General features: G+C 65.5%; 11 protein-coding genes. 6 read left to right on the forward strand and 5 right to left on the reverse strand.

The genetic code is table 11. The features are described 5' to 3' along the window. Positions 1-9: 9 nt before the first annotated feature. The 5 genes from G6N43_RS07780 to G6N43_RS07800 form a co-directional block, all read right to left on the reverse strand. Positions 10-801 (reverse strand): SDR family oxidoreductase, encoded by a 792-nt coding sequence (locus G6N43_RS07780; RefSeq protein WP_083149067.1) that lies wholly within the window; start codon positions 799-801, stop codon positions 10-12. Positions 802-979: 178 nt separating this feature from the next. After that, positions 980-1903 (reverse strand): non-homologous end joining protein Ku, encoded by a 924-nt coding sequence (ku, locus tag G6N43_RS07785; protein WP_083149066.1) that lies wholly within the window; start codon positions 1901-1903, stop codon positions 980-982. 9 nt (positions 1904-1912) lie between these two features. After that, positions 1913-2860, reverse strand: coding sequence for a carbohydrate kinase family protein (locus tag G6N43_RS07790; protein WP_083149065.1), 948 nt, complete (start codon positions 2858-2860; stop codon positions 1913-1915). Then, entirely contained in the window at positions 2857-4251 is a 1395-nt protein-coding gene (locus G6N43_RS07795; RefSeq protein ID WP_083149064.1) for a mannitol dehydrogenase family protein, read from the reverse strand. The genes G6N43_RS07790 and G6N43_RS07795 overlap by 4 nt, the downstream gene beginning before the upstream one ends. Next, the gene (locus G6N43_RS07800; RefSeq protein ID WP_083149063.1) at positions 4248-5252 is read right to left on the reverse strand and encodes an NAD(P)-dependent alcohol dehydrogenase; all 1005 of its coding nucleotides are present in this window, start codon (positions 5250-5252) and stop codon (positions 4248-4250) included. The genes G6N43_RS07795 and G6N43_RS07800 overlap by 4 nt, the downstream gene beginning before the upstream one ends. A gap of 115 nt (positions 5253-5367) precedes the next feature. Here G6N43_RS07800 and G6N43_RS07805 point away from each other — a divergent pair, with 115 nt between their 5' ends. The 6 genes from G6N43_RS07805 to G6N43_RS07830 are packed head-to-tail and all read left to right on the forward strand — an operon-like array spanning position 5368 to position 11978. Next, a complete protein-coding gene (locus tag G6N43_RS07805; RefSeq protein ID WP_407664893.1) occupies positions 5368-6390 on the forward strand; it encodes a sugar-binding transcriptional regulator in 1023 nt (340 codons plus the stop codon). A gap of 11 nt (positions 6391-6401) precedes the next feature. Beyond that, positions 6402-7775, forward strand: a complete 1374-nt coding sequence (locus G6N43_RS07810; RefSeq protein ID WP_234809975.1) for an ABC transporter substrate-binding protein — start codon at positions 6402-6404, stop codon at positions 7773-7775. Further along, positions 7775-8752 carry a carbohydrate ABC transporter permease gene (locus tag G6N43_RS07815; protein ID WP_083149061.1) on the forward strand — a complete coding sequence of 326 codons (978 nt, stop codon included), beginning with the start codon at positions 7775-7777 and terminating at the stop codon, positions 8750-8752. Before G6N43_RS07810 ends, G6N43_RS07815 begins: the two co-directional genes overlap by 1 nt. Next, positions 8752-9621 (forward strand): carbohydrate ABC transporter permease, encoded by an 870-nt coding sequence (locus G6N43_RS07820; RefSeq protein ID WP_083149060.1) that lies wholly within the window; start codon positions 8752-8754, stop codon positions 9619-9621. The genes G6N43_RS07815 and G6N43_RS07820 overlap by 1 nt, the downstream gene beginning before the upstream one ends. Positions 9622-9630: 9 nt before the next feature. Further along, on the forward strand, positions 9631-10710 hold the full coding sequence (locus G6N43_RS07825; protein WP_083149059.1) for an ABC transporter ATP-binding protein: 1080 nt from the start codon (positions 9631-9633) through the stop codon (positions 10708-10710). Positions 10711-10712: 2 nt separating this feature from the next. Further along, entirely contained in the window at positions 10713-11978 is a 1266-nt protein-coding gene (locus G6N43_RS07830; protein WP_083149058.1) for a DUF4032 domain-containing protein, read from the forward strand. Positions 11979-11990: the final 12 nt, after the last annotated feature.

Here is an 11990-nt window from a genome sequence, read left to right on the forward strand (position 1 = left end):
AGTTGCTCCTCACAGATCCGGGATGGGCAGGTCGAGGTTCGGGAAGGTGAGACCGCCGTCGACCTCGAGTGTCTTGCCGGTCAGATAGGAGGCGGCGGGAGACGCGAGGTATACGGCGGCTGCGGCGATGTCCTCGGGTTCACCCAATCTGCGCATGGGCGTGACCTTTTCCATCGGTGCGCGGAGTTCGTCGTTGGAGGCCACGACGTCGAGGGCCGAGGTGAGGATCGAGCCGGGCGCGATGGCGTTGACGCGGATCCGCGGGCACAGGTCGAGCGCGGTGAGTCGCGTGTAGTGGGCGAGTGCGGCCTTGGCAGTTCCGTAGGCGGCGAAACCGCGGCCGGCTTCGCGGCCCATTGTCGACGTGATGTTGATGATGTTGCCTCCGCCGGAGTGCTCGAGCATCAGCGGGACGGCCGCGACGGTGAGTGCGTGTGCGGTGGCGACGTTGAAGGTGAACGCGTCGCGCAGGTCCTTCGTCGATGTGGTCAGCAGCGTGTTGGGCATGGTGCCGCCGACGTTGTTCACGACGATGTCTAGTTTGCCGAAGGCCTCGATGGCCTCACCCGCCAGCTTGGCGGTGTCCTCGGGGTGCGCGAGGTCGGCAACCACGACGTGTGCTCGGCGGCCGACGCCTTTGACCTGTTCGGCCACCTCTTCGAGTTGAGACTGGGTGCGGGCCGCAATGACCACGTCCGCACCGGCTTCCGCAAATGCGAGCGCCATTGCGGCGCCGAGTCCACGGCCCGCTCCGGTCACCACTGCGACTTTGTCGTCCAGCCGAAATCTGTCGAGAATCACGTGCGCTTCCTTCCGTCGCCCGGCGAACCATAACAACCTTCGGCGGCGACGGTGGGCGCTTTTTGAAACACGTTCTAATTTGGTCAACGTCGTTCAATAGCTATCCACGAAATTGCAGAGGAAGCGCGAGCGGATCGCTGCAGAAAGCGGATAGCGTTGGGACGACGACCGCAGCCGCCTACTTCTTCGCGGCGGCCTTCTTCGCCGCCTTCTTGGCAGGGGCTTTCTTCGCCGCTTTCTTGGCAGGCGCCTTCTTGCTCGCGGACTTCTTCGCAGGAGCCTTCTTCGCGGATGTGTCCGAATCGCCTCCACCGCGCCGAGCCTTCACGCTGGCCTCCAGCTTGGCGAGCAGATCCGACACATCCTCGGTCTCGTCGAGCTCCTTCGGCTGCTCCTCGGTGGTAAACGCTTCGCCGCCTTCGAGTTTCGCCTGAATCAGCTCGTGCAACTGCTCCTGGTAGTCGTCGTGGTAGCGGTCCGGGTTGAAGTCGTCGGTCATCGAATCGACCACCTGGCTCGCCATCTTCAGCTCGGCGGGTTTGATGTCCACCTTCGTGTCGAGCGACGGGAAGTCGGGGTCGCGAATCTCGTCGGGCCACAGCAGCGTCTGGATCACCATCACATCGCGCTTCGAGAAGTCCTGCACCCGGAGCGCGGCCAGCCTGGTCTTGTTGCGCAACGCGAAATGCACGATCGCGACCCGATCGGTCTCCTTCAGCGTTTTCGTCAGCAGCACATACGATTTCGTCGACTTGCCCTCTGGCTCGAGGAAGTAACTCTTGTCGTACATCATCGGATCGATGTCACTGGCGGGCACGAACTCCAGTACTTCGATCTCGCGGCTGCGTTCCTCCGGCAAGGTGGCGATGTCCTCGTCGGTGATGATCACCGTCTGGCCGTCGTCGGATTCGTAGGCCTTGGCGATGTCGCGGTACTCCACGACCTCACCGCAGACCTCGCAGACCCGCTTGTACCGGATGCGCCCGTTGTCCTTCGCGTGCACCTGGTGAAACTTGACGTCGTGGTCCTCGGTCGCGCTGTAGACCTTGACCGGCACGTTCACCAGGCCGAAGGCGATTGAACCTTTCCATATGGAACGCATAAGGCCACGTTAGCCGGGTTGGGGCAGCAGTGGGCCGGAGCTTCCCGACGCGGCGTCGCGTGTTGCGCGATCCGGCAGGTCAGCGCCCGCACGACCGACGGTCAGCGCCGACGACAGCGCGGCGGTCCGCACCACCTCGGTCAACGCATCGGTGCTGATGGCGGCCAGATCGCCGCGCCGCTCGGCGCCCAGCAGGTTCCGCTCCCACAACGCATCGATCAGGCCGGTCATGAACGCATCGCCCGCGCCTACGGTGTCGACGACGCGCACCTGATACGCCGGCACCCGGACCTCGCCCGCCGCGCACATTGCGAACGCACCACGCTCACCCATCGTCACCGCGACGATCGAAGGCCCCGCCTGCAGCCAGGTTCTTGCGATTTGTTCGGGGGAGCGGCTCGGGTCCATCCATCGCAGGTCCTCATCGCTGGCCTTGACGACGTCGCACCGCTCGATGAGGCGGTCGATCCGGCCGCGTGCCCCGTCACCGTCATCGATGAGGCCCGGCCGCACATTCGGATCGAACGTCAGCGTCGCCGCTGCGTGGTAGGTGTCCAGCAGTGCCGCGGTCGCACGGCAGCCCGGCTCCAGCACGGACGCGATGGACCCGGTATGCGCGACGAGTGGCGGCGTCACCTCCGGGGTGCCGGAAAGCTGCCAGTCGATGTCGAACACATACTGGGCCGAGCCGGACGCGTCGAGGGTGGCCACCGCGGTCGGCGTGTGGGCGGCGGTCATGCTGCCCGAAACGAGTTGCACACCAGAGCTTTCGACGTAGTCGACGATGCGCCGGCCACGGGCGTCGTCGCCGATGTGGGTGAGGAAGTCGACGCTTCTGCCCAGCCGGGCCAGGCCGACCGCCACGTTGAGCGGACTGCCGCCGACGTGCTCACCGGTGACCAGGCCGTCGCGCTCGACGATGTCGATCAACGCCTCGCCGATGACCAGCGCTCTCATGGCGTGTCCTTACGCAGCAGCGTTTTCAGCGTCGCGCGTGCTCCGTCGCGATGCAGTGATTCGAGTGCCCACACATAGGCCTCGACAAACCGGGAATCGCTTGCGAGATCACCGAACACCGCGGTGTTCTCGATGAACGCGGTCGGGTTCTCCCGCTGCGATTTGGCCAGCGGCACCAGCGTGTCGGCCAGCTGGTCCTGGACGTCGATCGGCTCGCCCTGTTCGTCGACGCCTTCGGCGTAACGCGCCCAGCTGGCGACGGTCGCCGCCGACAGTCGCACGGGTGCACCGGTCCTGAGGTTCTCCCTTATCACGGGAAGCAGCCACTTCGGGATCCGGTCCGATGAGCCGAAGCACAGCCGTGCGATCGTGTCCTTCACGCCGGGATTGGCGAACCGTTCGATCAGCGTGCGTTTGTAGTCGGGCAGGTCGATACCGGGCACCGGCTTCAGCGTCGGAGTGGCCTCGGTGTCCATGTATCGCATCAGGAACTCGGCGAACAACGGGTCGCCCGCGGCATCGTGCACAAGCCGATATCCCGCCAAATATCCGAAGTAGCAAAGACTTTGGTGGCTGGCGTTGAGCAGTCGCAGTTTCATCAACTCGTACGGGGTGACGTCGTCGACCATCAACACGTCTACCTTCTCCAACGGCGGACGGCCATCGGAGAAGTCGTCCTCCAGCACCCAGGACGTGAACGGTTCGGCAGCGACGGGCCAGCGGTCCTCTTGGCCGAACTCCTTTTCGACGACGGCGATGACGTCGGGCGTGGTGACCGGCGTGATGCGGTCGACCATCGAATTGGGGAACTTGGTGTGCGCGTTCATCCACTCGCCGAGGCCCGGATACAGCCGCTCGGCGTAGGTGGTGAACGCATGGTGGGCGACTTCGCCGTTACCCTCGATGTTGTCGCAGGACACGATCGTCGGCGACCCGACACCGCGTTCACGCCGACGCGCCAATGCCGATGCGACGAGGCCGAACACGTGCGGACCACCGTCGGGAAGGGCGTCGATGTTGTACCCACCCTCGGTGATGGTCAGCGAGATGATGCGGGTGCTCGGCTCGGCCAACAGCTCGATCACCGATTCGGGATCGTCGGGCGCATAGCGGTAGTCGACGATCGATCCGACGACGCGTGCGTCGCGGCTGCCGTCGGGATTCTCGAGCACGAGCGTGTACAGCCCGTCCTGCGCGGCCATCACCTCGGCCATCTTGCGATCCGCGGGCATCACGCCGACGCCGCAGATGCCCCAGTCCTTCGCGAGCCCCATCTCCAGCAGGCGATCGATGTATATCGCCTGGTGCGCACGGTGAAACCCGCCGACTCCGAAATGGACTATGCCGACGCCGATCTCGTTGCGGTCATAGCTCGGTCTACTGAGCGTCATGACACCGTCACCACTGACTTGACGCTACCCGGGATCCGGTCGGAGTCCAGTGCCTCGGCGGCCTTCTCCAGCGGGAAGCGGGCGGTCACCATGGCGTCGAGGTCGACGCGCCCGGACTCCGCCAGTGCGATCGCCGTCGGCCAGGTGTTGGCGTACCGGAACACCCCGGTCAGCACCAGCTCACGGTTCTGGATGAGCTGCGTCGGCAACTCCATGGTCTCGGCGCCCGAGCCGACCAGGACCACTCGGCCCGCGGGCCGTACCGCGCGGATGCCGGCTGCGACGGCCGCTGCGGCGCCGGAGGCATCGATGAACGCGTCGACCATCAGTTCGTCGGTCTGCTCGACGGTGGGGTCGACGACTGCGGTGGCGCCGAACGCTAGTGCGCGGTCGCGACGGGTCCGGTCGGGATCGCTGACCACGATGTCCGTCGCGCCGTAGGCACGGGACAGCTGGGTCACCACGATGCCGATGGGACCAGCGCCGGCGATCAGCACCGCTCGCCCCGGACCGTCGAGCTCGGCCTTGCGGATCGCGGCGATGCCGACGGACAACGGTTCGCAGAGCGCCGCGGCGTCGTCGGACATCGAGTCAGGCACCGGATGCGCGAACTCCGCGCCGATGGTCACGTAGTCGCACAGCGCACCGTCCACCGGCGGCGTGGCGAAGAAGCGCATGTGTGGGCACAGGTTGTAGTGGCCGCGCCGCGTCTCCTCGCTGTCCGGGTCGGGACGCTGCGGTTCGATGGACACCCGCTGACCGATGCGCGACGGGTCGACCGATTCGCCGACGCCGACGATGGTGCCCGCCGCCTCATGTCCGAGGACCAGGGGCGCTTCCACGACGAAGCCACCCACTCGCCCATGCCGGTAGTAGTGCGTATCCGAGCCGCAGACCCCCACCGACGAGACGCGTATCAGCACGTCACCCGGGCCCGGCGTCGGTATCGGCCGCTCCTCCAATTCGATCCGGCCCGCCTCGACGAGTACAGCGGCCCGCATCCGGGTACCAGGCGGAAGTGTTGTGTGCGTCACAGTCACCATGTTAGCGTTATGAGCATCTACTCGCACCCCTGAGCAAATGCTCACGCTTACGAGGGAAAGTGGGGCGGCATTCGTGACCGCATCGACGTCGAACGGTGAGGTGGCCGGGACGGTCACCGCGCAGCATCGTGGCTCGTCGCCAGCGGACCTTCGGCTCGCCTTGCGGGCGGCGACGCTGTACTACCTCGACGGCTTGACCCAGGCCGAGATCGCCGCGCGGCTCGGGGTCTCGCGGCCGACGGCGGGCCGGCTGGTGGCGCGGGCCAAGGCCAAGGGTCTGGTGCGCATCGAGGTCGTCGTGCCGCCGAACATGAGCGACGATCTGCACGCCGAGGAGGAGCGCGAACTCGAACGCCGTTTCGGTCTCACCGAAGCGGTCGTGGCCGGACACGGCGTCGATGGCGGCTCGCCAGGGCGACCGGCGGCGTATGCCAGCGTGGGTCGCGCGGCGGCCGCGCTGCTGTTACGCAGGATCGCACCCGACGACGTCCTCGGATTCACCTGGGGGCCTGAGCAAGTCGCGGTGGCGACGGCGTTGACGCCGGGCGTCGCCAGCTGTAAAGCGGTGGTGCAACTCGACGGCGCCATGTCGACCGCCACATACCAGACCGGCACGGAGCTCATTCTCAGCCGGTGCGCAGACATGTTGCGCGCCAGCACGATCCGGCTGCCCGCACCGCTGTACGCCGATCCGTCGACCGTCGCCTCGATGCGTAGCGACTCCGTGATCTCGCGAACGTTGGAAGCGGGTCGGCACGCCGACGTCATGCTGTTCGGCGTCGGCGCGGTTTCGACGTCCACGACGCTGTTCGAAGGCAGCTATCTCGACATCCGGATGCTCGACGAGCTGATCTCGCGGGGCGCGGTGGGGGAGATCGGCGGCCGGTTCTTCGACGCAGACGGCGTCGCCGTCGACACCGAACTCCAGCAGCGCGCGGTATCCGTGCCGCTCGAGGACATTCGCCGCTGCCAGAAGTCGATCCTCATCTCCAGCGGCGAAACCAAGTACGCCGCCACGCTCGGCGCGCTGCGCGGAGAGCTGGCCAAGCTTCTGGTCTGTGACATCGACTGTGCCCGTTGGCTACTGGCCCAATGAAAGGTGAAGTGATGCTCGATTCGATAAGGGGCCTGAAACGATGGGCCGCAGGTGCGGCCGTGGCGGGCCTGACGTTGGCAGCCACCGGGTGTTCGGGCGCGGGCAGCCTCGGGGCATCCGACAATCAGGTGACGATCGCGCTGGTCTCCAACTCGCAGATGACCGACGCGCAGCAGTTGTCTTCGGAGTTCGAGAAGGAGAACCCCGGGACGAAACTGAAATTCATCACTCTGTCGGAGAACCAGGCCCGCGCAAAGATCACCATGTCGACGGCGATGGGCGGCAGTGAGTTCGACGTCGTGATGATCAGCAACTTCGAAACGCCGCAGTGGGCGAAGGACGGCTGGCTGCTCAATCTCTCGGAGTTCGCCAAGAACACGCCGGGCTACGACGAGGACGACTTCATTCCGTCGCTACGGGAGTCGCTGTCGTACGAGGGCGATATGTACGCGGTCCCGTTCTACGGCGAGTCGTCGTTCCTGATGTACCGCAAGGACCTTTTCGAGCAGGCCGGGATCACGGTCAACCAGGACCCGAACTACCAGCCGCAGTGGCAAGAGGTCGCCGAGTGGGCGAAGAAGCTCAAGACCGACGACCGGGCGGGAATCTGCCTGCGCGGCAAGCCCGGTTGGGGCGAGGTGTTGGCGCCACTGGATACCGTCATCAACACCTTCGGCGGCCGCTGGTACGACGACCAGTGGAACGCCCAACTCAACAGCCCCGAGGTGAGTAAGGCCGTCAACTTCTACGTCGACCTCATCAAGGATGCGGGCGAACTCGGTGCCTCGTCGACCGGCTTCCAGGAGTGCGCCAACCTCTTCGGTCAAGGGCAGACGGCCATGTGGTACGACGCGACGTCGGCGGTCTCGGTGCTCGAAGACCCGAAGACCTACCCCGAACTCGTCGGCAAGATCGGCTACCTGCCTGCGCCGATCGTCGAGAAGCCCGACGCGGGTTGGCTTTACACCTGGGCGTTGGGCATCCCGAAGCACGCCAAGAACCCCGAGGGGGCATGGAAGTTCATCTCGTGGATGACGAGCAAGGACTACATGAAGCTCGTCGGCGAGCAACTCGGATGGGCCCGGGTCCCGCCCGGCAGTCGGACGTCGACCTACACCGAACTGCCCGAGTACGAGGCGATTTCGCAGTCGTACGGACCGCTGACACTTCAGTCGATTGAGAACGCGACCCCGAACAAACCCACGGTGCAGCCGGTTCCGTACACCGGGGTGCAGTTCGTCGGCATTCCTGAGTTCCAGGATCTCGGGACGCGGGTGAGCCAGCAGATCAGCGCGGCGATCGCCGGACAGAAGCCGGTGGACGACGCGCTCGCTCAAGCACAGGAATACGCCGAGGTCGTCGGCCGGACATATCAGGAGAAGTGATGACTTCGCTAACCGCTGACACCCAGGCTGACGCCAGCCAGGACGCCGTGGCCGAACGGGTCCGCAAGATCAAGGAGTCCCACGGCGTAGGGGTGAGCCGCGCAGAAGCCTGGCGGCGGCGCGGCCCGCTGCTGCCCGCACTGATCTTCATGATCGCCGTCACCCAGGTCCCGTTCCTGTTCACCCTGTACTACTCGACGCTGTCGTGGAACCTGGTGCGGCCGGGCTCGCGCCAGTTCGTCGGGGTGAGCAACTACGTCGCGGTCGCCAAGGACAGCCAGTTCTGGCGGGTCGGCCTCAACACTGTCATCCTCATCGTTGGCGTCGTGTTGATCTCGGCGTTCCTCGGCCTGTTGCTCGCGCTGCTGTTGGATCGTGCGTTCCTGGGCCGCGGCATCGTCCGGACGCTGCTGATCACGCCGTTCCTGGTGACACCCGTTGCGGCGGCGCTGATCTGGAAGACGACCATCCTCGATCCGACGAACGGCATCCTCAACTGGGTGCTGTCGCTGGTCGGCCTTCCACCGGTGGACTGGATCGGTCAGTTCCCCTTGACCATGGTCATGGTCGAACTGATCTGGCAGTGGACGCCGTTCATGATGCTCCTGATCCTCGCCGGCCTCCAGTCGATGCCTCGCGACATCCTGGAGGCCGGCCGAGTGGACGGTGCCGGAGCGTTCCAACTCTTCCGCGAGTTGACGCTTCCGCATCTGCGCCGCTTCATCGAACTGGGTGTCGTGCTCGGGGCGGTCTATCTGGTGAACACCTTCGACGCCATCTACATGATGACCCAGGGCGGGCCGGGCATCGCGAGCGCGAACCTGCCTTTCTACATCTATCAACGCGCGTTCCTCGGCTTCGATATGGGCCAGGCCGCGGCAATGGGTGTGGTGGTGGTGATCTTCACAATGATCATCGCCAGCTTCGCACTTCGGTTGATCTTCAAATCATTCTCCGGCAAGGAAGAGGCGGCCTGATGACAACCACGGTTGAAAGTGCCTCGGCGACAAGCGCGCCGGCGATATCTCCCAAGAAGAAGCCGCGCAGGTTCGACGCGTGGGGCGCGGTGGCGTGGCTGGTCGGGCTGGGCTTCTTCTTCCCGGTGCTCTGGATGGTGCTGACGTCCTTCAAGCAGGAGGCCGATGCGGCGACCAGCCCACCGACGCTGTTCTTCACGCCGACGCTGGATCAGTACGGGAAGGTGTTCGATCAGGGCATCGGGCCCGCGATGCTGAACTCGGTGTGGGCCACCGGTATCTCGACGCTTCTGGTGTTGCTGCTCGGTGTACCCGCCGCGTTCGCACTGTCGTTGCGGCCGGTGCGCAAGACGCAGGACGCCCTGTTCTTCTTCATGAGCACCAAGATGCTGCCGATCGTCGCGGCGATCCTGCCGTTGTACGTGATCGTGTCCAACATCGATCTGCTGGACAACATCTGGGCACTGGTCATCCTCTACACCGCGATGAACCTGCCGATCGCGGTGTGGATGATGCGGTCGTTCTTCCTCGAGGTCCCAGGCGAACTGCTCGAAGCCGCCAGCCTGGACGGCGCCAGCCTGTGGCGGTCGGTGCGGGAGGTCATCCTGCCGCTGGTTTCGCCGGGCATCGCGGCGACCGCATTGATCTGCGTCATCTTCGCGTGGAACGAGTTCTTCTTCGCGGTGAACCTGACCGCGGTGAACGCTCAGACCATGCCGGTGTACCTCGTCGGCTTCATCGCCGGTGAGGGTCAGTACTGGGCCGTGCTGTCGGCGGCCGCGACCATGGCCGCACTTCCCGTGATCCTCTGCGGGTGGTTCGCACAGAACAAGCTCGTCCGTGGACTTTCCTTCGGCGCAATCAAATAGGAGCAACCAATGGCATCGATCACCTACAACAACGCCACCTGCATCTACGAGGGTTCGGACAAGCTCGCGGTCGACTCGCTCAACCTCGACATCCAAGACGGCGAGTTCGTCGTCCTGGTCGGTCCGTCGGGATCCGGTAAGAGCACGGCGCTGCGCATGCTGGCCGGCCTCGAAGACATCGACGAGGGCACCATCGAGATCGGCGGCAAGAACATGGTCGGCGTGCCGTCCAAAGACCGCGACATCGCGATGGTGTTCCAGAACTACGCGCTGTACCCGAACAAGACGGTCGCCGAGAACATGGGCTTCGCGCTGAAGCTGCGCGGGGTGTCCGCCGACGAGCGTCGTCGCAAGGTCGAAGAGGCCGCCAAGATCCTCGACCTCACCGAGTTCCTGGATCGCAAGCCGGCCAAGCTTTCCGGTGGTCAGCGGCAGCGCGTCGCGATGGGTCGCGCGATCGTGCGTGAGCCGCAGGTGTTCTGCATGGACGAGCCGCTCTCGAACCTCGACGCCAAACTGCGTGTGCAGACGCGCACCCAGATCGCCGCGCTGCAAAGGCGTCTCGGCACGACCACCGTCTACGTCACCCACGATCAGGTGGAGGCGATGACGATGGGGGATCGGGTGGCGGTGCTGCGGTTCGGCAAGCTACAGCAGTTCGCGTCGCCGAACGAGCTGTACGACCGACCGGCCAACGCGTTCGTCGCGGGCTTCATCGGATCGCCCGCCATGAACCTCGTCACCCTGCCCGTCGCCTCCGACGGCGTAAAGATCGGCGACTCCACACTGGAATTGGAGCGCGCCGACATCAGCAAGCTGAGCGAGGCGGGCCTGTCGGAGGTCACCGTCGGCATCCGGCCCGAGCAGTTGGAGCTCAGCGATTCGGGTGGTGTGGACGTCGTCGTCGACCTGGTCGAGGATCTCGGCAGCGAGGCATACGTCTACACCCACGCGGGCAGCGGCGTCGAGCTCGTCGCGCGGTGCAACCCGCGCACGGCGCCCAGGCTCGCCGAGACGGTCAAGCTGCGCAAGCATCCCGACGGGATGGTGCATCTCTTCCACCCCGAGTCAGGTGAGCGATTGAACTGAGCATGCGAGCGCCGGAATTCCGTCTACGGACACCGACTCCGGGACTTTTGGCGCTGCCGTGGGACCGGCCTCTTGAGGGGTGGACCGTTCCCGAGGTCCCGTTGCGTGACATCGCGGTGGGACCCAGCAGGCACCTGGTGAAGTTCGTCGACGCCGACGGTGCACTGTGGGCGGTCAAGGACATGCCGCGGCGGATCGCGGTCAAGGAGTACGACGTGCTGCGCCGGCTCGAGGAGATGGGTCTGCCCGCGGTGCGCCCCGCGGGCATCGTGTTGCAGCCCGAGTTCGACACCGCCATCCTCGTCACCCGCTACCTCGAGGGGTCCTGGCAGTATCGGCGGCTGTTCATGCGGCTGCCCCCGGACCAACCCAAACATCGCGCGCGGCTGCTCGACGGGATGGCCGGCCTGCTGGTCGAATTGCATCGGCACGGGGTGTTCTGGGGCGACTGCTCGCTGGCCAACACGCTGTTCTCCCGTGACGGTCAGCTGCTGCAGGCATGGCTGGTCGACGCCGAGACCTCCGAGATCCATCCGTCGCTGAGCCGCGGGCAGCGTGAACACGACCTCGACATCATGTCCGAGAACGTGGCGATGGGAATGGTCGATCTCGCCGAGCGGTTCGGGCGGACGGCCTTGGAGGACGTGTTGATCGCCGAGGTGGACCACGCCAGGGCCCGCTACGACATGCTCTGGGACGCCCTGCACGCCGAACCGGTCTTCGACTTCACCGACCGGTACCGCGTCGAGGGAACCGTGCGCCGCCTCAACGAGCTCGGTTTCGCCGTCGACGAGGTGACGCTCGCACCGGTGAGTGAGGACCCACAACAACTCAGAATCCGTGTGGCCGTGGGCGATCGGCGATACCACGCCCAGCGGCTGCAACAACTCACCGGGCTGGACGTTGGTGAGGGGCAGGCTCAAATACTGCTCGGCGACCTGCTGGCCTACCAGGCGCAGTTGGCGCGCGAGGCCGGCCATGACGTCGACGAGTCGACCGCGGCGCGACTGTGGGTGATCGAGGTGCTGACCCCGTACGAACGGCTGGCGCACGACGTCGTCAACCGCAGGGGCACCCCCGTCCAGGCCTATTGCGATCTGCTGGAGGTGCGCTGGTTGCTGAGCGAGCAGGCAGGTCACGACGTGGGCACCAACAAGGCGCTCGCCGCACTGGCGCGCGACGTCATCCCCACCGACTCCGCGGCGAAGATGGCCATCGCCGAGACGCCCACGCAGCCGTTCGAAGCACTAGCAGATGGCGATGTGTGACAACGCCTTTCG

It is taken from the genome of Mycolicibacterium moriokaense (assembly GCF_010726085.1).
GTDB classification, from domain to species: Bacteria; Actinomycetota; Actinomycetes; order Mycobacteriales; family Mycobacteriaceae; genus Mycobacterium; species Mycobacterium moriokaense.